This is a genomic window from Streptomyces sp. NPDC001514, from assembly GCF_053597075.1.
Genome location: NZ_JBSFHO010000014.1, coordinates 93206 through 117209 on the forward strand (window position 1 = coordinate 93206; position 24004 = coordinate 117209).

Here is a 24004-nt window from a genome sequence, read left to right on the forward strand (position 1 = left end):
ACCTGGACGAGCTGACCGCTCAAGGCCATGTGCCGGACACCCATGCCGCTGCCCGTGCGCTCCTCACCGGTCCTCTGACACGCCTCATCAAGGTTCCCGACCATCTGAAGTACGAGGAACTGAACCAGCTGCTCCGGCTGCAGGGCCCGCACGGCCGTCCTGATCCCCGCGTCGTCCGGGCCGTCGCTGCCGGTGCCGCGGACGGACGGGTGCTCCAACACCTGACCGGCGGCCCGGAGCTCCTGGACCACTTCACGGACGGCGATCTCTTCACCGCCTCGGAGCAGGCGCTCATCAGTGCCGCCCTCGACGCCCGCCGCCTCGGCCACCATGCCGCCCTGCCCGCGGCCGTGCTGGCGGCCAGTGCCGAGGACTACTTCGCCGACACGCAGCGGCCCGGCGCCCCGGACTGGGCTCGCACAGCACTCGACGACCTCTGCCGCGGCCACCGCGAACAGGACGGAACCCGAACGGATGTCCGCCGTACTCTTACCGTCCTCACCACGGTCAGGAGCCGCTCCGGTGCCGACCCTCGCTACGAACCCAACGGCTACCTGGACCAGAACACCCGCCGGCAGCGCCGGGACATCATCGGCGGTACCGCCCTCTGGGACGCTCTGGCCCGGCACACCACCGACCCGGCCGATCTGGCGTCGCTCGCGCGTGAGGCTCTGCGCCGGGGCCTGTACCGCCGATCGATCCTGTTGCATCGACAGGCCATCCTCGCCGGCCATACCGGCGCAGCCTTCAGTCTCCTGATGGACCTGAGCACGCTGGGGCGCGATCCTCGGCGCACAGGGGCCCAGTGGGTCGCTGAACACGTGGCGCTGAACGACGGCGAAGGCGTTGGCGAACTGCTGTCCGTCCTGCGGTACGTCCACGCACCGCAGGCGATCAGGGCGCTTTTCGCTCGTGACCTTGCCGCGCACATCCAGTTGGACGAAGCCCGCGGTGTGGCCCGCCTGCTGGAAGAACTGCTGAGAGACCCGAGCCCTGCCGCCATGGGGGCTCACCGTGCACGTGTGCCGGGCACGCAGGACCTGCGCAGCGTGCAGCGTGACATCCGGCAGGCGCGCGCCGACGCCTCGACGACTCTGGACGCCCTCCTGCACCGGAACCCTGCAGTACATGTCCGGCTCGACGATACGGACGGCGTCGCGTGGCTGATAGCAATGCTGGGAAAGGCAGGGGCGTACCTGGAGGCGAGCATCCTGGCCGAGCGTGCCGCGGCCGACTCGCCCCTCGACGATCCCTACGCAAGCGCGGAGTTGGCTCAGCAGCTGCGTTTCCTCGGCACGGAGAGGGCTGTCGCGCTGTGGATGGAGCGCAGCCCTGTCACATGCGCTCACCTCGATCACCCCTACGCCGTCGCGGCTCTCCTCAGCGAGTTCCATGCCATGCAGGGTCCGGAGGCGGCCGATGCCCTCGGCAGGCTGTCGGAGCGCGCGGCGGAGGGCGTTCCGATCACCGACGTCGAGAACGTCGTCTGGCTCCTGCGCGCCATGCGCGAGGCGGAGGCACCGAGCCGCGCCATCACCGCCCTGGCCGACCGCGCCGCCCGCACCGCTCCCCTGCACGAGGCGGACGTGGTCGCCGGGCTGCTGTCCGAACTGTACGACGGAGGTCAACGGGCGGCGCACGCTGTTCTCGCCGGCCGCGCAGTCGAACACGTGGCACTCGACGACGGGCCGGACATGGCGCAGCTTTTGCGGGTGCTGGACGCCACTGAAGCCACGGAGGCCGCCGGGACCCTGGCGGACCGCGCCGCCGGCCACATGCGCCTCGATGATCCGTTCCATGTCGCTCAGCTGCTGTGTGCGCTGCGGGAACTCAATGCCTCTCAGGCGGTGGCCGCCCTGCTGGAGCGTCAGCCCGCCGAGCTCGTCCAGCTGAAACACGAGTACGGGATCGCACCCTTGCTCCACGCGCTGCGGCACGTTCAAGCACACAAGGCCGTGGCCACGTTGTCCGACCGGGCTGCAGGCCAAGCCCCCCTGAACAATCCGTTCGCGGTCTCTCACATTCTCGAAGCCATGCAGGCTGCCGGTCAGCACGACGCTGCGGCCGGCCTGTCGAGACGTGCCTCCGCCGCGACGGCCCCGGGTGTGGAGCAGCTCCGGAACGCCACTGGCGAGGACGCCTTTGATTTCGTACCCACCATGTCGAGACATGCCCGCGAGCGAGTGCGTCTGGATGCGGTGGCCCGGTTCGAGGCTGGGCAGACGACCAGAGCCATCGCGACCGCGCTCAGGGTGTCGGAGCGGTCGGTGGAGCGGTGGCGACGTCAGTGGCGTGAGGGCGGTGCACTTGGTGTCGCCTCGAAAGGGTCGCCTGGCCGCTCCCGGCCATCCGACGACCAAATTTCCAGGCTGGAACGGGAGTTGGAGCGCGGTCCACTCGCGCATGGCTGGGCTGATCAGCGGTGGACGTTGGCCCGTGTGAAGACCCTGATCGGTCGGATGTTCCACGTCTCCTACACCGTGGAGGGCACGTGGCGATTGTTGAAGTGGCACGGCTGGTCGTGGCAGCAGCCAGCACGGCGAGCGATCGATCGCGACGACGATGCAGTGGACCTCTGGAAGAAGGAGGTCTGGCCGCGGGTAAGAGCATCGCGGCACACGAACTCCAGCGCCTCGGCGGCGCCACCGACGTCCTCCGCGAGGAGGCGGGCGTGCGCCAAGGACCCCGGCTCCACGACTGGGCCTTCGTCACTCGCACCGACGACGACGGGCCCGGACACTGCCAGCTCACGCCCAATGGCCGGCGAACCGGCACCGTCGTCACGGATTCAGGTATCCATCAGTGGTAGACCGGGCAGCACCTTCTCGATGGTGATGGGGAAGTCGCGCACGCGCACGCCGGTGGCGTTGAACACCGCGTTCACGACCGCCGCACCGGCCCCGCAGATGCCCAGCTCGCCGACGCCCTTCGCGCCCAGGACGTTGGCCTTGTCGTCGTACCCGTCAAGGATGACCGCGTCGACGTCGGGGATGTCGGCGTGGACCGGCACAAGGTATTGCGCAAAGTCCCGGTTGACGAAGGCGCCGGATCGCAGGTCGACCACGGCCTCTTCTTCGAGGGCCGCGCCGACTCCCCAGATCATGCCGCCGATCAGCTGCGAACGAGCCGTCTTCGCGTTGAGCACGCGGCCCACCGAGAACACGCCGAGCATCCGCCGCAGACGGATCTCGGCGGTGTCCGCGTCGACCCCCACTTCAGCGAAATGGGCCCCGTAGGTGTTGATCGAGTAGTCCGTGTAGTTCGGATCATCGCCCATGAAGCGGGTACCGCCCTCCGCCTCGACACCTTCCGGATGGTTGCGTGCGACGATCTCGCTCAGCGCCTCGGACGCGCCGCCGATAGCCACGTTGCCATCGGAGAACACGGCGTCCGCCGGGTCCAGGCCGTGCAGCGGGGAGCGCGTGTCGCCGCGCGCCGCGGCCAGGAGCTGCTCGCGCAGGACCATACACGCACCGTGCACCGCATTGCTCGAGCTGGCGGCGCCCCACGAGCCGCCGGACCCCCAGCTGGTGGGAAACTCGGAACGCCCGAGCTCGATGCGCACCCGATCGGGCGGCAGTCCGAGCCCGCCGGCCGCGACCTGGGTCAGGACGGTGTACGTGCCCGTGCCGAGGTCGGTCATGTCCGTCTGGACGACGGCGGTGCCGTCAGCCTCCAACCGCACCCGCGCCGCTGTCGGCCCTTGGAAATGCCCGCGAATGGCGGCCGACATGCCGTAGCCGACCAACCACCGTCCGTCGCGCACACTCGCCGGGGTGGCGGGGCGGTGCTCCCAGCCGAACCGGCGCGCGCCTTCGCGCAGGCACTCGACCAGGCGCCGGTCGCTGTACGGCACGTCTCGCTCGGGATCGACGGTGGGCTCGTTGCGGATCCGCAGCTCGACCGGGTCCATCCCGAGCGCATGGGCCAGCTCGTCCATCGCCGACTCGACCGCCAGCATGCCCGGCGCTTCGCCCGGCGCCCGGACGTCCGTCCCGGGCGGCAGATCGAGCGGCGCGAGCCGGTGGCTGGTCAGCCGGTGGGGCGCGGCGTAGAGGCTGCGGGTCGTCGCGGCGGTCTGCTCGGCGTACTCGACGTCGGGGTTGGTGTGCATGGTGACGTCATGGGCGATCGCGGTCAGCCGTCCGTCCTGCTCCGCGCCCAGTCGAACCCGCTGGCTGGACGTGGGGCGGTTGCCGACGAGTTGGAAGATCTGCTGCCGGGTCATCGCGACCTTGACCGGTTGGCGCAACGCGCGAGCGGCGAGGGCCGCCAGGATCGTCTCGGAATGGATGCCCAGCTTGGAACCGAACCCTCCGCCGACGAAGGGGGTGACGATGTGAACCCGCGCCGGGTCGATCCGAAGCGTGCTGGCGATCGAGGCCCGCGCAGCGTCGACGATCTGGCAGCTGACGTAGACGACCAGGTCCTCGTCGCGCGGTTCCACCAGACATGCGTGCGGTTCCATCGGCATCGAGAACTCGTACGGCGTCGTGTAGTGCTGGTCGACCTTGACCGCCGCGCTGTCGAACCCGGCATCGAAATCGCCCACCGCAGTGTCGGTGGGGAGACCGGCATTGACCACTTTCGGGATGTACACCTCGTCTTCCTGCTCGGCGAAGTCGAAACGCCCCTGTCCGCCGGTATATTCGACTTCGACCAGACCGGCCCCCGCTCGGGCCTGCTCGAGGGTCGCGGCGACGACGAGTGCCACCGGCTCGCCGTAATAGTGGATGTCGGGGCTGGTCAGCACCGGCTGGGCGCGCCAGTACTCGAACGGAACGGACTCATCGCGGAGGCCCTGCTCCGGGGCGTTGAGATGGGTCATCACCATGTGCACGCCGGGTGCGCGTTCGGCGTTCTCGGTGTCGATCCGGGTGATGCGGCCTTTGCCGATCGTCGCGCCGACGATGAAACCGTAGACCGGCTGGCCGGCCTCCCAGTGCTCGTAGGCGTAGGTGGCCCGGCCGGCGACCTTCGACGGGCCGTCGACGCGGTTCAGAGCTTGCCCGATCATGCCGTCTCCTCAGCTCGCCCCTGCCACTTGCGCCAGCGTGCGGCACAGCGTGCGCTTGGCCAGCTCGATCTTGAAGTCGTTGTGCCCCTGCCCGACCGCGTCGCGCATCGCCGCTTCGGCGGTGGCGCGATAGGTAGCCATCGTGGCCGGACGGCCGGTCAACGCGGCCTCCGCCTCGATGGACCGCCACGGCTTGTGCGCCACACCGCCGAACGCCACCCGCGCCTCACTGATCGTTCCCTGGTCTGTCGAGACGACAGCCGCCACGGAGACCAGCGCGAACTCGTACGACGCCCGGTCGCGCACCTTGCGGTATTTCTGCCGGCCCGGCGGGGGCGGTGGCAGGACGACGCTCGTGATCATCTCGCCGGGCCGCAGCACGGTCTCGATGTGCGGCGTATCGCCCGGCAGCCGGTAGAAGTCCGTGATGGCCACGCGGCGTACCGCCTGATCGGAGTCGAGCAGCTCGATCTCCGCTTCCAGCGCGGTCATCGCGACGGCCATGTCTGAGGGGTGGGTAGCGATGCAGGAGTCGCTGGCACCGAGGATCGCGTGTATCCGGTTGAACCCGCCGATCGCCGAGCATCCGGATCCGGGATTCCGTTTGTTGCAGCCCGCGGCAGTGTCGTAGAAGAAGGGGCAGCGAGTGCGCTGCAACAGGTTTCCACCGGTCGACGCCTTGTTGCGCAACTGGCCCGAGGCGCCTGCCACCAGCGCCTCCGACAGCACCGGATAGCGGGTGCGCACTCGGGCATCGGCGGCCACGTCGGAGTTCGCCGCCTGCGCGCCGATGCGCAGTCCGCCGTCCGGGAGCTCCTCGACGTCCCGCAACGGAAGCCGACTGATGTCGACCAGATGGCTGGGTTTCTCGATGTCGAGCTTCATCAGGTCGAGCAGATTGGTGCCGCCGCTGATGAATTTCGCGCCGGTTCGGGACACCGCGGCGACGGCGGCCTGTACATCCGTCGCTCGCTCGTAGGTGAAGGGCCTCATCCCGGGACTCCCCCCGCGATGCTACGGATGGCCGCGACGATGTTCGGATAGGAGGCGCACCGACAGATGTTGCCGCTCATCCGCTCGCGGATCTCCTCATCGGTCAACGCGATCCGCGGCGAGGCCACGTCAGCGGTGGCGTGGCTGGGCCAACCCGCCTCCGCCTCGGCGAGCATTCCGACAGCCGAACAGATCTGGCCGGGAGTGCAGTAGCCACATTGGAAGCCGTCACTCTCGATGAAGGCGCGTTGCATGGGGTGCAGGCCATCGGGATCGCCCAGGCCCTCGATCGTCACGATCTTGTCGTCCTCGTGCATGACGGCGAGCGTCAAACAGGAGTTGACGCGCCGGCCGTTGATCAGCACGGTGCAGGCGCCGCACTGCCCGTGATCGCACCCCTTCTTGGTTCCGCTCAGACGCAGATGTTCGCGCAGCGCGTCGAGCAGCGAGGTCCGTGGATCCACCTCAAGCCGCCGCACCTGATCATTGACGCTCAACCTTATCGCCGAGAGTGGGGCCATCTCGCCCTGGCTCCGCCCGGCGGCGCCCGTATCTGAATCGCTCATCACAGCCCGCCTTCCGCGCTAGGTGCGGGTGTCACGCTGGGTATGCGTCGCCGCTGTCGGGCGCGCTGCCCGTTCGCCACTGCCGGGCGCGCTCCTCCCCAGGATCTCGCAATTGCCGTCGCACCGCGATTCATACCGTTGACCGGGTCTGTGGACGCGTCGTCAGCGGCACCGCGGGGTGCGCTGACCCGGTTCAGCTCACTACTTCTTTCTCTGGCCCCCTGTCCCAGCCTTCCAGGTGTCCGCGATCAAGGGGAAGCTGCAGCATCAAACTCCCGTCGCTTATCCGCCATGACTCCCCACTTCCCCTGCAGTCAGGGTCTCTACGCTATGAGGGGAAGGTCAGTTCGGGAGTTTCCGCGTCAGGGCTGACCACGGTGACGCTCAACCCGGCCAGAAAGTCTGCCTCGAAGGGACGCAGATCAAGTTCCGGAGTACTGGAGACAGCCTCCCCCTTCAACCTGGTGCGGTCGATGGTGCCGTTCGGGCCGGACATCGCGTATCCCAGGATCAGGCTGGGATCGCTGAGGTTGTCCAGCCGCAGCACTCGTTCAGCGACATCCCTGCCGATGGCGCCGGAGAACTGTTGGCGCGGGATCGGTGTGAAGCCCAACTGTGTCTTGAACCGGAACAGGCCCGTGCGCACCACGTGCCCGTAGAGGTTGAAGTCGATCCCCAGGGAGATGGTCCGGCAGTCCAGCTCGCGGGCGACCCGAAAGACAGTCGCGTAGATGCTCCGGGTCAGGCTGTCACCGTGGTGTCCCGGGGCCACTGCCGCATAGCGGAGACGGAGAAGATCGTCCGCGGCGGAGTAATGGCAGATACAGCCGCCAACCACGCTCCCGTCCCGGAGGGCGCTGACGGTGAGGTATTCGTCCCCTCGGGCAAGAAAGTCGTCCCGCTCGAGCGGTGCGAGCATGAGGCCATTGTGCATTTCGCCGATGCGCGAGGTGTACACATCGAGAAAGGAGTCAAGGCTCTCCGGCGTCAGCGGATGCCTGACGCTGATCTGGACCCCGTCGGCCTCGGTCCTGCGCAGTGACTTGCGGAACAGGTATCGGCTGTTCTGGGACAAGCGGCTGAAGAACTCCTCCTCGCTGCCTCCCGCCGGGGCGATCCAGACCAAGTGGTCCGGTTTCACCACGAATCCCGCTGCGGCGAGTGCGGGCACCGCGCGGTCGGTCGGCTCGACCACCTGGACGATGTCGATCTCGTCACGGTGCCGCGCCCAGTCGGTGGTCACGGCCTCTTGTTCACTGACCACGGCCATGGTGAGGCCGTGGTTCGATTCACGCTGCATGGCGTCCTCGCTCGGGTAGGGCTCGCGCGCGGAAGGCGGGCGCGAGTTATGGGTCGGTATCGCCTAAGGTCAGGACGGAGTCCTGGTCGTAGTGCTCTGCGTCATCGCGCGTCAGTGAAGCGCGCTCTCGTCGGTGCCCAGAAGGTCAACGAGTCTCCGTTTGGCGCAAGCGACGAGCGGGCGGACGGGAAGAGCCACTGCCACGTCCGCGAACCTCTGAAACGCACCGGCCGGGAGACGGTCGACGGGATGCGGGCGGCGTACGAGGAGCTGCTGCGGTCAGACTGATGGCTCGGCTCCGGCGGCCGACGGTCAGTTGTGGCTGTGGAGGATCTCGTTCAGACCGCCCCAGACCGCGTTGTTCGGGCGGGCCTCGACGGCGCCGGAGACCGAGTTGCGGCGGAATAGGATGTTCGAGGCGCCGGACAGTTCACGGGCCTTGACGATCTGGCCGTCGGGCAGCGTGACGCGGGTGCCGGCCGTGACGTACAGGCCCGCCTCGACGACGCACTCGTCGCCGAGCGCGATGCCGATGCCCGCCTCGGCGCCGATCAGGCAGCGCTCGCCGATGGTGATGCGGACGTTGCCGCCGCCGGAGAGGGTGCCCATGGTGGAGGCGCCGCCGCCGATGTCGGAGCCGTCGCCGACGACAACGCCCGCGGAGATGCGGCCCTCGACCATCGAGACGCCGAGCGTGCCGGCGTTGAAGTTGACGAATCCCTCGTGCATGACCGTGGTGCCCTCGGCGAGGTGGGCGCCCAGGCGGACCCGGTCGGAGTCGGCGATGCGGACGCCCTTGGGAGCCACGTAGTCCGTCATCCGCGGGAACTTGTCGACGGAGGTGACCTGCAGGTGCAGGCCCTCGGCGCGGGCGTTCAGGCGTACCGTCTCGACGTCGTCGACCGCGATCGGACCGAGCGAGGTCCAGGCGACGTTGGAGAGCAGCCCGAAGAGACCGTCCAGATTCTGGCCGTGGGGCTTCACCAGGCGATGCGAGAGCAGGTGCAGGCGCAGGTACGCGTCGTGCGCGTCCAGCGGCTTGTCGTCCAGGGACGCGATGACCGTACGGACGGCGACGACCTCCACGCCGCGGCGCGGGTCGGGGCCGGTCGTCTTGGGTGTGGCGGTGCCGAGCAGTTCGGCGGCGCGCTCGGCGGTGAGGCGCTCGGTCCCGGCGGGGCCGGGCTCGGCGGTGAGCTCGGGGGCGGGGAACCAGGTGTCCAGGACGGTGCCGTCGGCGGCGATGGTGGCAAGGCCGGCGGCGACGGCGCCGGTGGTGCAGGAAGCAGTGGTGTCGGTCATGACAGGAAACCTTTGGCGTGACGGTTGCTTGATTTGGTCGCTTGATGTGGTGGTTATGGGTGCGGTTCCTGCGGCTGTCCAAGCGTGGGCGGGTGAGTTGCAGCCACACAAGCGGTTCGTACATCGTTCAACGGAATACTGCTTGTGGCAGTGCTGTTGCGCAGGACTGGCAGGGTCTCATCCGTTCTGCTTCAGTCCCGCCACCAGCTAGAGGTCAGCCCGCGACCTGCGCCGATGGCTCGACAGTGGCCGTGCGACCACGTCGCGGCGCGGTCACCCAGGTGACGAGAGCGAGCACGGCGGCAGCTGCGAGTAGCAGTAGCCAGTAACGGTCCCCCAGTCGGCCCGGGCCGAGCGCTGAGGAAGCAGCGGCGTTGGCAAGGGTGCCGCCTACGGCCATACCGAGACCGACCATGCCGAACGCGGTAGCACGCTGCGCGGCCGGCACGGCCCGGGACACCTCGCCATCCAGCCGAGGGTCGACGATCACCTCGCCAACCGTGAAGAGCAGTACGCCGAGTACCAGGAAGGCAATGGAGCCCTGGCTGAACAGGCCGAAGCCAACGGCCATCGCCCCCAAGCCGGCCACAATGACGGCCGCCGCGTTCGCGATCCGGCTCAGGCGTGCGGAGAGCACCAGCTGCATCACCACTACGGCCACCGCATTAATGGTGTAAAGCACACCAACGAACGCCTGACCCTGTTCGCTGGCTGCCGTGATCGGCATGGCGTATTCAATCTGCACATAGCAGAAACCGAAGACGATCGCCGTGGCGAGTACCCAGATCATTTGCGGGTAGGAACGCAAGATCCCGAATACACCTGGTTTGGTTTCGGCGCTGACCCCCCCGTCTCCAGCGGGCTCTGCCGGGGTGTGCGGGATGCGGTGGCGCAGCTGCCAGAACGGAAACAGCAGCGCGAGGAACAATCCGGCCGCGGCAAGGAAACCGATGCCCGGTGAAGCCAGGAATAGTAGTAGCCCGCCTGCTAGAGGGCCCACAGCGGTGCCGACGTTATTCGCGGTACTGCGCAGGGCGAAAATGGCGGTGGTCTCCGCGCGGCCGTCAACCAGTCGGGCTAGGGCCGCCTTGCCCGCTGGGATGTATAGAGCGCTGCCCAGTCCCACCATGCCGCAGGCGATTACAGCAGCCGTTCCCGAGGTCGCGGTCACGATCAGCACATATGACAGAGCACGCAGGAGGATCCCGAGGCAAATCGTGCGTACGATGCCGAGGCGGTCTGCAATTGATCCGCCGAAAACCATCAGGCCCTGCTGGGCCCAGAGCTTAGCGGTGAAGGCGACGCCGACAGCCCAGGGGGAGATGTCCTGTTCGGTAGTGAGGTAGACGGCCAAATAGGGAAGTACCAGGTTGGTACCGAAGGTGATCGCGACGTTCCCGAACAGCAGCAAGAGACAGCCCGGGGTTTTACGGACAAGGGCAAAGGTTTCTCGCATCAGTGCCTCCGGAGCGCGAAGCGGTGGGCGGTCACCGCTCGGCGCCTTCGGCCGATGCTTCATTCGCCGGCGATTCGGGCTCGATGCCGGTCCCTGCCTCAACCCAAGCCTTCAGCTCGTCGAGCGTACGTTCTACCTCTGCGCGGGTCGTTCTGACGACCAGTGCCGAGGCGACGGTCTCCATGCTTGCGGTTGCGTGGCGCAGCCGGGCGCCGGCCTGGGCGGCCACCTTGGATTCAGTGACACCGCGGATGCGGCACCACTCGTCAGGCACCTTGCGCAGCAACCTGGGGCGGGGCCGCAAGGCGAGAGAGCTGCGGTTGAGGATCAGGTAGTTCATGGTGACAGGGTCTCGATCTCGATGTGGAACGCCTCGTAAACGCGGGCGATCGCTTCTTCAGCCTGCTCGGTGGATTGGGCCTGCAGGAAGACCAGGGCGCTGGCGGCGGCGGAGGTGAGGCGCTTGGGGACGACGTCACCGACCTTGTGGAGCATCTGCACGTCGGTGACGAACGGCAGGGCCTGCAGTTCTGCGGCTCCGGTCATCGAGACGATACGGCCGGGCCGAAGCGGCAGGTAGCAGTGCGCAGTCACGCCCTGCTCGGGCGCGCGGTCCACCTTCGGGTCCAGACCGAGCGCGAGCTGAAGGGATGCCTTCCACACATCCACACCGCTGTGCAGTGCGAGGGCGTGTGGGATGCCGCCGCCTGCGGCTCGGCAGGCGATTTCGCCCACGATCAGCCCGTCGGCGGTGTCCAGGAACTCCATGTGTGTGACACCGTCGGTGAGTCCTAGCGCCTCCACCGCCTGGTCGTGCAGTTCCTCCATGCGGGTGCGCACGGAATCGCCGGCGGGCAGGGTCATCGAGCCGAACAGAGCGCCGTGTCCCAGAACCGGAGCAAGGTATCGGGAGGAGGCCGCGAAGACGACCTCGCTTTCCTGCACAACACCGTCGCAGTGGTATTCGCCGGTCAGCTCGACGAACTTCTCGACGACCACGGGGCAGGGCAGGGCATGCATCGGCTCGGCGTCCGGCGAGGCGATGAACTCCTCAACTTGCTCGGCGGAGTGGAAAACGCAGACGTCCATGGCTCCGCCGCCGACCATCGGCTTGATGACCACCGGCCAGCCCAGCGCGGCGCCGGCCTCGGCCACCTGATCCAGCCCGGGTGCGAGCCGGAAGTCTGCGACAGGCAGTCCGGCCTCGCGCATCTGCTGCTTCATCGCGTACTTGCTGGAGAAGGCGTGGGAGACCTCCGACCCGATGCCGGGGATGCCGAAGTAGGTGCGGACGTATCCGACCTGCGCCTGGCCCCGCTCGAACGGAGCGTAGATCCGGTCGATGTGGCGCTCGCGCAGCAGCTTGAGCACCTCAAGCCGCAGGAGTTCGGGATTCTCCACGCTCTCGATGACGCGGACGTCAACCTCGGGACCGTACTGCTGCACGTGACCGGGCTCAGTGATCACGGTGAGGTGCCCGATCTCCGGAGCTGTGCGGATGTGGTCCGGGAGCAGGTTGTTCTTTACGTGCACGAGCACGACATTCATAGCTGGTGACCTTTCGTCCGGCGAGGCCGGGATGTAGGGGTGTGGTCTCATTCCGTGCAGGACGGCCGGTGTTCTACGCGGCCTGTGCCGACACCCCGTTGTGCGGCCTGGGCGGAGCCTGTCCAAGCGGTGAGTGCTCGCTGGTCTCATGGACGTCGAGGCCCGGACTGGCGCCACCACTCTGTGGCCGGGACGGCTCTTCGGTGAGCGCGTTACTCAACCCGTTGCGGTCCTGGCCCGTGATCAGGTCTGAGTTCGGTGGTGTCGATGAGGCACGCGCCCTTGCACACCCCTTGCTCCACCACCGCCGCGAGTACGTTCTGGGATCTGCTGGCCGCGGCCTCACCGGCGGTTGCTCTGATCACCGGGGGAACTAGAGAACTGGCATGTTGCCCGCGATCCTTCCACCATCGGTTGCTGCCACTCGCAGATCCTCCTGCGCGACGGGCGGCAGCCACCGCAGGGCCGTCACCCGTGATCGAAACGGATCAGAGAACAGGCAACCTGACATAGTTGCCGGGGTTCTACTGATCAATCATGGCGAGCGCGCGAAGGGCGCCGGCCACGCTGTCTGCCCCAGCGGGCAGCAGCGGCAGCCGGACGGCGGGAGAGGGGATCCGTCCCTGTGCGTGCAGTACACCCTTGATGACCGCGGGGTTCGGTTCGGTGAACAACGCGGCCGACAGGGCGGAGAGCCGATGCCCCAGTCCCCTGGCGCGGTGGGCGTCGCCTGCCTGCCAGGCCCGGACCAACTCGGCGAAATCGCTGGTTGCCAGATGGGCGGAGGCCAGGATGCCCCCGTGTGCACCCATGGCCAGCAACGGTGAGAGGAAGGCGTCATCCCCGGCCATCACGGCGAAGTCGTCGGGGCAGTCGGCCATCAGGTCCACAGTGGCGTGGGTGATCCCGCCGACCGCGTACTTCACCCCGGCGATACCTGGCAGAGCCCCCAGCTGCCGCAGCGTCTGGGCGCTCAGCTCCTGGCCTGTGCGGTACGGGATGTGATAGATCGTCAGCGGCACTGGACTAGTGGCTGCCAACTCGGTGAAGTGAGCGACCACGCCCTCTTCGGAGGGCCTTGTGAAGTACGGAACCAGCGTCAGCGACGACACTGCTTCGGGCACCGACTTGAGGGCAGTCAACGCCTCGACACTTGCCGCGGTGTCGTTGCTTCCAGCACCGACCATCAAGGAGGCGGCCCGCTCGCGGCACACCCGGGCGACCACATCCACGACAGCCGTTTTCTCCCCGGCATCGAGCGTTGCCACCTCGGCCGTCGTGCCGAGTGCCACCAGACCGACGGCTCCCTCATCCAGGACCTCATGAGCCAGACGCTCCAGAGCCCCGAGAGCGACATCACCGGTAGCGGTGAAAGGCGTGATGAGCGGGATGTAAACCCCGCTTGCCAGCGTGCTGCTTCCCATGTGCATGGATCCTGCCCGGCACCAACACCACGGTCCAGCAGGAAGATCTGATGGTTCTCATAAGCTGGGCTGATGCTCAACCTGCACCAACTCCGCCTCCTGAGGGAGCTCGCCCACCGCGGGACGATCGCCGCCGTGGCCGAAGCTCTCTCCTACAGCCCCTCCGCGGTCTCACAACAGCTGTCACAGCTAGAACGCAAGACGGGCATCACACTCCTCGAACGCAGCGGCCGTCGGGTGGCTCTGACCCCAGCTGGAACCAAGCTGGTGCGCCGCGCGGAAGCCATACTCGAACACCTAGAGGCGGCCCAGGCCGAACTCGTGGAAAGCCGGGGGGCGACAGGCCCGCTGCGCACGGGCTTCTACCCCTCAGCAGCCGGATTCCTGTCCGCCAGCGTGTACACCGCGCTGCGCGCCTCCCACCCGAGACTGGAGCTGTGGATCCAGGAGATAGACCCTGTGGACGCCCCCGACGCCCTGCGCGCGGGTCAGCTGGATCTGGCTCTGGTCCACTCCTACGAAGGCTTCCTGTCGCCGGTCGAGGCGGGTGTCGAGAGCAAGCCGGTCTTCACGGAACGCATGCTCCTGGCCGCTCCCGCCGACCCAACGACGCTCGGGTGGAAGCTCGTTGACGTGGCTGAACCCGTCCGCAGGTGGAGCCGCGCACCGTGGATCCTTCCCGCGGAGGACACCCTGTGCCACGCAGCCGTGACACGCCTGTGCGAGGCAAACGGCTTCCAGCCCGACTCATGGCACCGCGTGGACGACTACGACACCACTCTGAAGCTGGTCAAGGCCGGCGTAGGTGTCGCGGTGGTACCCGAGCTCAGCGCACTGCCCTCCCCCGGCATCACGCTGACCGCGCTCCCGATGACGCGGCGCAGTGCCGTCGCCTTCCGCAGCGGCGCTGGAACAGATCCCTCCATCCAGGCCTTCATGGTCGCACTTCACGAGGTGCAGGGGGGTCTCATCAACAGACGGGCGCATATCCCGAGCGCGCCGGAAGACCCGCGGGTCGGCGTACCCGCATAGGCAAACCTGGGCAAGTCAGGTTGCTCCGCACAGGCAACCGCCAGCTACCCAGATGCCAAGACCCACCAGGGGCGGCACCTAGCGATGCCGGCCCGGTACCCCGGGCCTCTGCGACGGCAAGGCAGCCAGAGGGCCAACGGCCCACACCTTCGGGCCGTCCCATGCCTGGCGCAGACCCCCGACGCCCGCCCTGGCGAACCGCTGAAACGCTCACCGCAGATGCCGTACCCAGCGGTTCGCCAGGCCCTCTCAGCCGTGAGGTACAGCTGCCCTGCCAGGCGCCATCCGCCCGCCAGAGGCGGCTCCCAACCCGCCAGCACCCCTGCCGTACACACCAGCTGAAAACCCATCAGTTTCCGCGCAATACGCCACCGGCATCACCAAAACGGACAAGATCATCTAGGTATGCGTATTTAACTCCGGAAACCCTCGCGCGAAATAGAAGAATCCCTCACTCGCCGCAATCGATACCGGTGTGATCTACGACACTTTTGATCGGGTTGTTTATGTTGATCATCGACACGTACTGTCGTGTGTGTCAGTTGCCGCGGCGATCGCCATTGCGGGCCGCCCTGGCATTTATGAATCTTCCGGGGAGCTTTAGTGATTAACCCGAACTTCTCCATCACTGCAGAAGACATTCAGCACTTCAAGAAGCACGGCTTCGTAAAACTCAGGAACTTCTTTGCGCCTGAGGTAGTCGAGCACATGCAGAGTCTGGGCACCTCCCAGGTTTCCGCACCGTCCGACAACTACGGCAAGGGCTTCAGCCGCCTGAAGTACGACATGTGCAACGATGACCCGGGCATTCTCAAGCTGATGGATGACCCGGCTTTCTCCAACGCTCTCACCTCGCTGATGGGCCGCGAAGTCTTCTTCACGCAGGGGCTTGGATTCGAGCTTGAGAAGAACAAGAGCACCGGAGCTCCCTGGCACGTGGGCAGCCAGAGCTTCGGATACCAGCGCCGCGAAGACTGGGGCTACACGCTCTGGACGCCGCTCTGCCAGATCAACAAGGAGCAGCGCGGTGGCATGAAGTACATCTCCAAGGACCTGCTGTCCGGCGAGTTCATCTACCAGCAGATCAACCTGGTTCCGGAGTACCTGAAGCACCAGGTCGAGGCCGGCAAGGAGCTCACTTGGGAGCACTTCAGTGCGATGAAGAACGACATCATCAACTCGCCTGAGATGCTGGCCCTTCTGGACCACTTCGCGACCGAGGACACGTTCGAGCTGGGCGACGCCCTGCTATTCGACAAGTACGTTCTCCATGGCAGCGTCCCTCTGGGTGACGGCCCGATCCCGTCCCGTCTGGCCTACGTGCTGCGGTTCTCCTCCACCGACGCGCAGTACGACAAGAACCGTGTCGAGCAGCTCGGCTACCCGCGGGCTGTCTTCAACTACACCGTTCCCAGCAACTACAACGAGACCGTCGCATCCGTGGACGGCGAGCGGATCTACGACAGCCCGTACTTCGACGGCAGCCGTGAGGCCCGCACGCTTACTCCGGTCGCCGGCTGAACTCCGCCTGAATCGGTGCCCCCGCTCCTGCATATCGGCATTGCACCGTCCTGCGATTCCCTCTCGGTGCATCGCGCCGTTGAGACTGCGGTAGACATATCTGGCAGGGGCTCCGAATATAGCTGCAATCGGTGAATGGTCAGGCCTTGCGATAATGCGCAACTGGAAAATATCGCTAGCGATATTTCGCCCATGGCACACGTGGATCGCATGCAGCGAAGGGTGCTCCGGAAAATCGTCGAAGGACTTTCGACGGCAGGAGAGAATTCGCCGCCGGTCAAGCCTGGGCGACAGCGCCAGGAGCATGCTCCACGCTGATACTGCAGCCCGTATTCTCGGAGTTATGTAGGCGGGCGGCCCACGACCGGGCCGCCCGCCTGTCTCCTTTTTGAATCGGCTCTCTTCCGGTGCCCACTGGTCACCGTCGCAGCAGCAATCGACACCCGCCTATACAGGCAACCGCCCTCTTCTCATGGGGCGCTTCCCGCCCCGCCTGCCGAAGCCCAGTGCATCCCACCGCACGAGACTCTGGGGCCGGCCTTCGGAGCAGGCATCGACCCTCCATATGGCGAGAAATTCGAATCAGTTCGCCGGGCGAATTCAAGGCCAGCGGCTTTCCTGAACTGGTTGGTGGCCCTTGTTCCGGGCGGCGGCTCAGCAGCCCGGATACGAAGCTGGTCCCGCACCCGGGTGCGTCCACGCGCACTGTGCAAGAGCACGTTCTTACGCCATGACGACCACCGAACGCGACGCCGAATCCGACTTCTGCACGCTTCCTCCCTTCACCTGGAGACCCGATGGCAACGGGCGCAATCCGTGATCCACTTTCCGATCTCCTCATAGCACTGCCCCTGGTGATCCTGGCCTGCAAGGCCGGGGCACAGCTGGTCCGCCGAATCGGCCAGCCGCCCGTGGTGGGCGAAATCGCGGTGGGCATCCTGCTCGGCCCGTCCCTGCTGGGCTGGTTGTGGCCGCAGGCACAGAGCTGGCTGTTCCCCGGCTCCGTGCTGCCATACATCAGTATTCTGGGCAACCTGGGACTGCTGGCCTTCATGTTCGTGGTCGGGCTGGAGCTCGACCTCCGCTCGCTCCGCGGCCACAGCAAAACCGCCGTGGCAGTGAGCCAGGCAAGCATCGCCCTGCCTCTTGTCCTGGGAGTGCTCCTCGCATGGGGCATGTACGGGTCTTTCGCGCCCCAGGGCGTGGGGCGTCTGCAGTTCGCCATGTTCCTCGCCGTGTCGATGAGCATTACCGCCTTCCCGGTGCTGGCCCGGATCCTGACCGACCGAGGGATGTACCGGACCCGGGTGGGGGCGCTCGCGCTGGCCTGTGCAGCGGTGGACGACGTCACCGCATGGTGCCTGCTGGCCCTGGTGGTCGCAGTGGCCAAGAGCAGCTCGCCGCTCGACGCCGTGACGACCGCCGTCCTGGCCCTCGCCTTCACCCTCTTCATGTACTTCGCGGTACGGCCGGCCCTCACCCGCTGGGCTGCTCGAGCCGAGCGCGCATACACCGACAGCGTCGTGCTGGTCGTGCTCTTCAGCGGTCTGTGCCTGTCCGCACTGGCCACCGAGGAGATCGGGGTGCACGCTCTGTTCGGGGCCTTCCTGTTCGGCGTCGCCACGCCGCGAGGCAACCGGATGATCGAGCGTCAGGCAGCCCGGCTGCAGGCGTTCACCGTGCCGGTGCTGCTGCCACTGTTCTTCGTGACGACAGGCCTGAAGACCGACTTGTCTCTTCTGGCGAGCGACCCGCGGCAGTGGCTTTGGGCAGCCGCGGTACTCGCCGTGGCCGTAATCGCGAAATGGGGCGGTGGTACCGGCGCAGCCCGGCTGGCCGGGCAGAACTGGCGCGACGCGCTGTCGATCGGTGCGCTGATGAACTGCCGTGGGCTGACGGAACTAGTAGTGCTGAACATCGGGCTCAGCCTGGGCGTCATCGGGCCCGATCTCTTCACAATACTCGTGCTCATGGCTCTGCTGACGACGGCGGTGACGTCGCCCGCGCTGAACCTGATTCGCGGCCGGCTGCCCGAGGACGAGCGGCCGGAGCACCCTGCGGACGGAGCAGAGCCCGATCCCGCGGACTCGCCCGCCCCACCCGCACGCCGGCCCACTGCCATCCGCTGATTTTGCTCCGATCAGGCCCCGCACGCCGCAGCGCAGACAGGCTGAGCGACGGTACACCCGTGAAGTTCATGACCTGCCCCCATGCTGCTCGTCGCCACCTTGCCAATGCAGAGGGCGCTGGGAGTTGAGCACCGCGTGTGCCCGGCCCCCATGGCCCGGGACTGGCGTGGGCTGGAGCTCCTAGCGCTGCCGGGGCCCCAGTCGTCGGCCCGTGATCAGATGAAGACCTGGCCACGGGCCGGCGACCTGGCCTCACAACGAGCAGCGGCATCAGGAACGTGGGGGTACGTCTGCATCCACGGAAGTCGGTCGGTGGCAAGTCGCGTTCGCCGCACCATGAACCCTCAAATAAGGGTCTTGCTCGGCGGGTTGGTCCGACGTCAACTCGCTGACCTGGTCGTTTCGCCCCGGAAGCAGCTCCAGCACCCACTATGCGCAGCGCAGGACAAGCCGTAAGGTGAACGAGTGAGATTTGCAAAAGGGCACGGCACCGAGAACGACTTCATCATTCTTCCCGACCCGGATGGCGCACTCGATCTGACACCGCAGCTTGTGTCGGACCTGTGCAACCGGCGCACGGGGATCGGCGCAGACGGCGTGCTGCGGGTCGTACGCGGCCAGGATGCCGAGTGGTTCATGGACTACCGCAACGCCGACGGCAGCATCGCCGAGATGTGCGGCAACGGCCTTCGCGTCTTCGCACGGTATCTGGTGAAGTACGGCCTCGCGGCTCCGGGGCGGTTCGATGTAGCCACCAGAGCCGGCCTGCGGACAGTGGAGCTCGGCGCTACCGGTGCGGTGATGGCGGATATGGGGCCGGCCCAGGTTCTGGGCACCTCCACCGCATCGATCGGCGGCCAAGCGGTCGACGGCCTCCACGTGACGCTGGGCAATCCGCACCTGGCATGTGTGGTCGACCGCCCGGTGAACGCGTTCGACCTGCGTCGGGCACCGGAGCTGGACGGATCGACATTTCCTCAGGGTGCCAACGTCGAGGTCATTCGACTGACCGGCGACCGTCGTGCAGAGATGCGCGTCTACGAGCGGGGCGTAGGGACGACGTGGTCCTGCGGGACGGGAGTAGTAGCGTCGGCCGTCGCCGCTGCAGCGGCTGTGGGGGAAGACGGCGGCGAGTGGGAGATCCGCGTAGTCGGTGGGTTGCTGCAGGTCATCCTCGCCGAGAAGTCGACCTATCTGCGCGGCCCGGCAGTCATCGTCGCCGAGGGCGAGGTCTCACTGTGACCAGCCTCTGTAGGTGACTGGCGGGAGCGGCGAAGAGACTCAGCACCCACCACACCAGTCCGCAGCAGTCTGCGGTCGCTGAACGGCACCTTGCGCGCGGATCACGGCAGCCGGACGTTCCCGCCGGATCACGGCAGCCGGACGTTCCCGCCGGAGCGCGGAGCAACCAGGCGGGTAGCTGGTGAAGAGCCGGCACACGCGACGCCAGGCCGGGCCACGCGTCCTGTGCTCTGGGCTGGGAAAGCCGGTCATGACAGCCGCAGCGATGGATCAGAGCCTCCCACGGCGAGGGCTCTTGCCCGGTTCACCCCTACGTACCACAGGTCTCCCGGAGTGGCGCAAGGCCAGCCCATCACCCGCAGGCAACCCCGGGGGCGCTGACGACATCTCATCGCGCCATGCCTGACTTCCCTTTGTACAGCTCCAGCAACACCGGCATGACGAACTTGCCGTAGGGGCGGCACGGGCAGGCCACGCCGGGAATCTCCGTGCGCCCGGCCCGCGCTGGGCCATCGTGTTGCCAAGGGGCAGCTCAGGACCAGGACTCAGTGCGGCATCTCACATCTGCGGGGACGCATTGCCTGACCCCATACGTATGACTAAAGTGCATGATCGACAAGGTGCCAGCGGGGGCTCTTACAGCGCCCAGATGGTGCCCGGCAGATGCATCGGCTGCATCTGGCCCAGACTTCCTAGCGAGTAGCGGGCTTAGGTCACGGGGGACGACGAAGTCCCATCCGCTTCACGGGTGTTCGGCATCAGTTACTCGAGCGGGTGCGATCACCACATGCGAGCTTCTCGGTCTCATCAAGGAACTCCTGAGCCTGTCGTCGGGTACGGCCTCGTCGAACTCGCTGCCAGCAGACGACGTGGGTGCCATGGCTGACCACACGGTCACGGCGATTCCCTCGGCATGCCTGGCCGGGTGCGCCACCGTGCGCGACTGCCGCCAGCAAACGAGATTCGCCTATGGCACCGACCCCTCAAGGAGCAACGTAATGGACGTCATGACTGCTGTCCTTACCCGGCGCAGTAGACACGTATTGCACGAACCGGCACCATGTGATGCCGAGTTCACCTATCTCCTCAATGGGGCGGCAGCAGCTCCCGACCACGGGAGCCTGCGGCCGTGGCGCTGGATCCTGCTACGGGATGAAGACCGAGAAGCCCTCGGAGCATGCCTGGCCAGTGAGGCGCCCCCTGAGAGCCAAGAGCACATTGCTCAGAAGATGCTGCGGGCGCCCTTGATGGCGACACTGGTCTTCTGCCCAACGCTGGGGCACAAAGTCGCAGAGTGGGAGCAGATGGCTGCGGTGAGCTCCATGGCCTACGGACTGATGCTGCTGCTGCACGCCCGCGGATACGGCAGCATCTGGCGCACCGGTCGTCTGTGCGAGAGCCGTGCAGCTCGTGATCTTTTGGGCCTGGTGGGGGAAGAACGACTGCTTGGCTCTCTGGACATCGGCACACCCGACACATCGCAGGCACCGGACCGCCGGCGGAGCGGGAACTATGCCGACAGAGTATCCACCTTCAACTCGCGGCCAGTGCCGGCAGGGGTGTAAGCCGGGTGAGTGGGAACCGGAACAAGCGAGGAGCACACGTGGGCCTCGTCGTGCAGAAGTACGGAGGGTCCTCCGTTGCCGATGCCGAAGGCATCAAGCGCGTCGCCAAGCGAATCGTCGATGCCAAGAAGAACGGCCACCAAGTGGTCGTCGTGGTCTCGGCGATGGGCGACACGACGGACGAGCTGATCGATCTCGCCGAGCAGGTATCCCCGATCCCTGCCGGGCGCGAGTTCGACATGCTGCTGACCGCCGGAGAGCGGATCTCCATGGCCCTGCTGGCGATGGCGATCAAAAACCTGGGCCACGAGGCCCAGTCGTTCACCGGCAGCCAGGCAGGCGTCATCACCGACTCGGTCCACAACAAAGCGCGCATCATCGATGTCACGCCGGGCCGCATCCGGACGGCGCTGGACGAGGGCAACATCGCCATCGTCGCCGGCTTCCAGGGCGTGTCCCAGGACAAGAAGGACATCACCACCCTCGGCCGCGGCGGCTCCGACACGACCGCCGTCGCGCTGGCCGCCGCGCTGGACGCCGAGGTCTGTGAGATCTACACCGATGTGGACGGTGTCTTCACCGCCGACCCGCGGGTCGTGAAGAAGGCCCGCAAGATCGACTGGATCTCCTTCGAGGACATGCTGGAGCTCGCCAGCTCCGGCTCCAAGGTGCTGCTGCACCGCTGCGTCGAGTACGCACGCCGATACAACATCCCGATCCACGTCCGCTCGTCCTTCTCGGGGCTGCGGGGCACCTGGGTCAGCAACGAACCGCAAGGGGACCGCAAGGTGGAGCACGCCATCATCTCCGGAGTCGCCCACGACACCTCCGAGGCGAGGATCACCGTCGTCGGCGTGCCGGACAAGCCGGGCGAAGCCGCGGCCATTTTCCGCACCATGGCGGGTAGTGAGGTCAGCGTCGACATGATCGTGCAGAACGTGTCCGCCGCCTCCACCGGTCTGACGGACATCTCCTTCACCCTCCCCAAGGCCGAGGGCCGCAAGGCCATTGACGCCCTCGAGAAGCAGCGCTCGGTCATAGGCTTCAAGTCCCTGCGCTACGACAACCATGTCGGCAAGATCTCGCTGGTCGGCGCCGGAATGAAGACCAACCCGGGCGTCGCTGCAGGGTTCTTCCAGGCGCTGTCCGCCGCGGGCGCGAACATCGAGCTGGTCTCCACCTCCGAGATCCGCATCTCGGTCGTCACCCGTGCCGACGACGTCAACGAGGCCGTGACGGCCGTTCACACCGCCTTCGGGCTCGACAGCGACTCCGACGAGGCCGTTGTCTATGGCGGCACCGGGCGATAGCGCCGAAGCCGCCGCACGCCTCGGTAGCCGAGCTTGCCAGGTCGGGCGCTGCGACAGAGCCCTTGGCTTCTCGTGGATCTCGCCGCTGATGGTGCCGAACGCGAGCAAAGGCGTGTAGCTACCGGATTCGTGGAGCATGACGACCCGTCAATTCGCTCATCAGCTGCACCAGGAGAGTGTTTGGCTGCCTGGGCGCCCCGTGCGTGAAGGGGGCCAGCAGTGCGCTGACGGCAGCTCAGGCATGTTCGCAAGCCAAGTCTGTCACGTTTGCTGGGAGTTGCTCGGCGGGACGGGCGTCACAGGGAAACCTCCAGTTCAGGATAGGGATTGACATGCTCGCAGGCGGAATGTGAGGTTGCTGTGGTGACTGGGATCCATCTTGTGCAAAGCCTCAGCGAGATCGATGAGGATGACCTGTTTCTTCTCTCGGAGGGCCGTTCCTTCTACGTCAGCGGGCCCTGGCTTCGCGCATATGAGCACCTTCGCGCGCCGGACGTCGTCTACATCACGCACAGGGACGGTGACGGCCGGCTCGACGGGGTGCTGCCGGTCTACCGGCAACGGCCGGGTACGTTGGCTCCATACGACGCCTTCAGCGGTTTCCTGCACGCCGCGGGCGGGTTCAAGGCTCAGGACTGGTCGCCGAACCTGGTGCTCGGCCAGAGCGCCGCCTACTCGAACGAGTTCCTTGTCGACGCGGTGACACCGGAGGCCGGGGCCGAGGTTCTTGAGGAGATGCTTCGGGCAGCCGACGCACAGCGGCAAGAGTGGGGCTCTCCCTCCACCTCCGCTCTGTACCTGAACGAGGCTGGAAGCCGACAGCTCCAGGGTGTCCGGGGGCTGTCGACGTCGTTCGTCTGCGATGTCGAGTGTGAGGTGGACATCGAATGGGATTCCTGGGATGGGTACGTGCAATATCTCCACTCCCTGGGACGGAAGCGTTCGGCGGCGGCTCGTCGCGAGTCACAGGTCTTCAGCGAGGCCGGATATGACGTCTCGGCGGTCCGGCTGAGCGAGTTGCTTGACACCTCGAATTCACTTTTCACCAAGCTGCAGAGCAAGTACGGCGACACCACATCGCTGGAGGAGCGAGCGCGGTATCTGCGTATTCTGGCGAGCGAGGTCGACGATTACAGTCACCTCTTTGTCATGCGCTCGAGAGGCGAGATCCTCGGCGTCTGCCTGACCTTCCTGTGGGGCGACACGGTGTACGTACGCCAGCTCGGCCTGGATTACGAGCGCCTGGCCGGCGCATCCGAATATTTCAACCTCGCAATATATGAGCCGATCCGGTATGCGATCAAGTATTCCTACAAGCGTGTCCACTACGGGCGCGCCTCATATGACGCCAAAATGTTCCGGGGTGCCAAGGCGCGTCCCCTGTTCGGTGCATGTTGGTCAGCGACTGCTGGCTCCCCTGACGCGCAACCCGCGTTTCGGCAGTGGAACGGCGCGCGCCTGGACGCGGCAGCATCGGGCGATCGCTCGCTGGTCATGGCTGCTTTCGGGAAGCACTGAACGGGAGTCAGCCAGTCGGTGCTGATGCCGCACAGGCGGCACGGATCCGGTGCCATCAGTGGCCACTCGCGGAGGGCAGGC

Annotated in this window: 17 protein-coding genes and 1 pseudogene; 9 read left to right on the plus strand and 9 right to left on the minus strand. The window is 66.6% G+C overall.

The features are described from left to right. Window positions 1–2159: 2159 nt before the first annotated feature. A pseudogene (locus tag ACWCXB_RS17125) lies at window positions 2160–2719 on the plus strand (winged helix-turn-helix domain-containing protein); the annotation flags it as partial. Window positions 2720–2788: 69 nt separating this feature from the next. Here the strand turns inward: ACWCXB_RS17125 and ACWCXB_RS17130 are convergent. The 4 genes from ACWCXB_RS17130 to ACWCXB_RS17145 all read right to left on the minus strand — a co-directional run bounded on the left by ACWCXB_RS17130 (window position 2789) and on the right by ACWCXB_RS17145 (window position 7876). Next, window positions 2789–5017 carry a molybdopterin cofactor-binding domain-containing protein gene (locus ACWCXB_RS17130; protein WP_450723580.1) on the minus strand — a complete coding sequence of 743 codons (2229 nt, stop codon included), beginning with the start codon at window positions 5015–5017 and terminating at the stop codon, window positions 2789–2791. A 9-nt stretch (window positions 5018–5026) separates the two neighbouring features. Beyond that, window positions 5027–6010, minus strand: coding sequence for an FAD binding domain-containing protein (locus ACWCXB_RS17135; RefSeq protein ID WP_450723582.1), 984 nt, complete (start codon window positions 6008–6010; stop codon window positions 5027–5029). Beyond that, on the minus strand, window positions 6007–6576 hold the full coding sequence (locus ACWCXB_RS17140) for a 2Fe-2S iron-sulfur cluster-binding protein (protein ID WP_450723583.1): 570 nt from the start codon (window positions 6574–6576) through the stop codon (window positions 6007–6009). The genes ACWCXB_RS17135 and ACWCXB_RS17140 overlap by 4 nt, the downstream gene beginning before the upstream one ends. 328 nt (window positions 6577–6904) lie before the next feature. After that, on the minus strand, window positions 6905–7876 hold the full coding sequence (locus ACWCXB_RS17145) for a GNAT family N-acetyltransferase (RefSeq protein WP_450723585.1): 972 nt from the start codon (window positions 7874–7876) through the stop codon (window positions 6905–6907). Window positions 7877–7990: 114 nt separating this feature from the next. On the opposite strand from ACWCXB_RS17145, the gene ACWCXB_RS17150 reads away from it, so the two are divergent. Continuing rightward, window positions 7991–8164 carry a hypothetical protein gene (locus ACWCXB_RS17150; protein WP_450723587.1) on the plus strand — a complete coding sequence of 58 codons (174 nt, stop codon included), beginning with the start codon at window positions 7991–7993 and terminating at the stop codon, window positions 8162–8164. Window positions 8165–8188: 24 nt separating this feature from the next. Here the strand turns inward: ACWCXB_RS17150 and dapD are convergent, their stop codons facing one another. The 5 genes from dapD to dapA all read right to left on the minus strand — a co-directional run bounded on the left by dapD (window position 8189) and on the right by dapA (window position 13606). Further along, window positions 8189–9178, minus strand: coding sequence for a 2,3,4,5-tetrahydropyridine-2,6-dicarboxylate N-succinyltransferase (gene dapD, locus ACWCXB_RS17155; RefSeq protein WP_450723589.1), 990 nt, complete (start codon window positions 9176–9178; stop codon window positions 8189–8191). Window positions 9179–9392: 214 nt separating this feature from the next. Further along, window positions 9393–10634 (minus strand): MFS transporter, encoded by a 1242-nt coding sequence (locus ACWCXB_RS17160; protein WP_450723591.1) that lies wholly within the window; start codon window positions 10632–10634, stop codon window positions 9393–9395. Between the two features lie 31 nt (window positions 10635–10665). Further along, window positions 10666–10974 carry a hypothetical protein gene (locus ACWCXB_RS17165; protein WP_450723593.1) on the minus strand — a complete coding sequence of 103 codons (309 nt, stop codon included), beginning with the start codon at window positions 10972–10974 and terminating at the stop codon, window positions 10666–10668. After that, on the minus strand, window positions 10971–12182 hold the full coding sequence (locus ACWCXB_RS17170) for an ATP-grasp domain-containing protein (protein ID WP_450723595.1): 1212 nt from the start codon (window positions 12180–12182) through the stop codon (window positions 10971–10973). Before ACWCXB_RS17170 ends, ACWCXB_RS17165 begins: the two co-directional genes overlap by 4 nt. 524 nt (window positions 12183–12706) lie before the next feature. Continuing rightward, window positions 12707–13606, minus strand: coding sequence for a 4-hydroxy-tetrahydrodipicolinate synthase (dapA, locus tag ACWCXB_RS17175; protein WP_450723597.1), 900 nt, complete (start codon window positions 13604–13606; stop codon window positions 12707–12709). Between the two features lie 72 nt (window positions 13607–13678). On the opposite strand from dapA, the gene ACWCXB_RS17180 reads away from it, so the two are divergent. From ACWCXB_RS17180 to ACWCXB_RS17210, 7 genes are all read left to right on the plus strand, one after another. Next, complete coding sequence (locus ACWCXB_RS17180) at window positions 13679–14638, plus strand: LysR family transcriptional regulator (protein ID WP_450723599.1); 960 nt, start codon at window positions 13679–13681, stop codon at window positions 14636–14638. Between the two features lie 603 nt (window positions 14639–15241). After that, window positions 15242–16159 carry a phytanoyl-CoA dioxygenase family protein gene (locus tag ACWCXB_RS17185; RefSeq protein WP_450723601.1) on the plus strand — a complete coding sequence of 306 codons (918 nt, stop codon included), beginning with the start codon at window positions 15242–15244 and terminating at the stop codon, window positions 16157–16159. Window positions 16160–16956: 797 nt separating this feature from the next. Next, the gene (locus tag ACWCXB_RS17190) at window positions 16957–18288 is read left to right on the plus strand and encodes a cation:proton antiporter (protein ID WP_450723603.1); all 1332 of its coding nucleotides are present in this window, start codon (window positions 16957–16959) and stop codon (window positions 18286–18288) included. Between the two features lie 465 nt (window positions 18289–18753). After that, window positions 18754–19530 carry a diaminopimelate epimerase gene (gene dapF, locus ACWCXB_RS17195; RefSeq protein WP_450723605.1) on the plus strand — a complete coding sequence of 259 codons (777 nt, stop codon included), beginning with the start codon at window positions 18754–18756 and terminating at the stop codon, window positions 19528–19530. 998 nt (window positions 19531–20528) lie between these two features. Further along, entirely contained in the window at window positions 20529–21095 is a 567-nt protein-coding gene (locus tag ACWCXB_RS17200; RefSeq protein WP_450723607.1) for a nitroreductase family protein, read from the plus strand. Between the two features lie 38 nt (window positions 21096–21133). After that, window positions 21134–22405 (plus strand): aspartate kinase, encoded by a 1272-nt coding sequence (locus tag ACWCXB_RS17205; protein ID WP_450723609.1) that lies wholly within the window; start codon window positions 21134–21136, stop codon window positions 22403–22405. 363 nt (window positions 22406–22768) lie between these two features. After that, the gene (locus tag ACWCXB_RS17210; protein ID WP_450723611.1) at window positions 22769–23923 is read left to right on the plus strand and encodes a GNAT family N-acetyltransferase; all 1155 of its coding nucleotides are present in this window, start codon (window positions 22769–22771) and stop codon (window positions 23921–23923) included. Window positions 23924–24004 lie beyond the last annotated feature (81 nt).

What these genes read in the sequence shown, in the direction of transcription:
- ACWCXB_RS17130 (WP_450723580.1), bottom strand. Translation starts at nt 5,017, where the DNA reads ATGATCGGGCAAGCTCTGAACCGCGTCGACGGCCCGTCGAAGGTCGCC.
- ACWCXB_RS17135 (WP_450723582.1), bottom strand. Translation starts at nt 6,010, where the DNA reads ATGAGGCCCTTCACCTACGAGCGAGCGACGGATGTACAGGCCGCCGTC.
- ACWCXB_RS17140 (WP_450723583.1), bottom strand. Translation starts at nt 6,576, where the DNA reads ATGAGCGATTCAGATACGGGCGCCGCCGGGCGGAGCCAGGGCGAGATG.
- ACWCXB_RS17145 (WP_450723585.1), bottom strand. Translation starts at nt 7,876, where the DNA reads ATGCAGCGTGAATCGAACCACGGCCTCACCATGGCCGTGGTCAGTGAA.
- dapD (WP_450723589.1), bottom strand. Translation starts at nt 9,178, where the DNA reads ATGACCGACACCACTGCTTCCTGCACCACCGGCGCCGTCGCCGCCGGC.
- ACWCXB_RS17160 (WP_450723591.1), bottom strand. Translation starts at nt 10,634, where the DNA reads ATGCGAGAAACCTTTGCCCTTGTCCGTAAAACCCCGGGCTGTCTCTTG.
- ACWCXB_RS17165 (WP_450723593.1), bottom strand. Translation starts at nt 10,974, where the DNA reads ATGAACTACCTGATCCTCAACCGCAGCTCTCTCGCCTTGCGGCCCCGC.
- ACWCXB_RS17170 (WP_450723595.1), bottom strand. Translation starts at nt 12,182, where the DNA reads ATGAATGTCGTGCTCGTGCACGTAAAGAACAACCTGCTCCCGGACCAC.
- dapA (WP_450723597.1), bottom strand. Translation starts at nt 13,606, where the DNA reads ATGGGAAGCAGCACGCTGGCAAGCGGGGTTTACATCCCGCTCATCACG.
- ACWCXB_RS17180 (WP_450723599.1), top strand. Translation starts at nt 13,679, where the DNA reads ATGCTCAACCTGCACCAACTCCGCCTCCTGAGGGAGCTCGCCCACCGC.
- ACWCXB_RS17190 (WP_450723603.1), top strand. Translation starts at nt 16,957, where the DNA reads ATGGCAACGGGCGCAATCCGTGATCCACTTTCCGATCTCCTCATAGCA.
- ACWCXB_RS17200 (WP_450723607.1), top strand. Translation starts at nt 20,529, where the DNA reads ATGGACGTCATGACTGCTGTCCTTACCCGGCGCAGTAGACACGTATTG.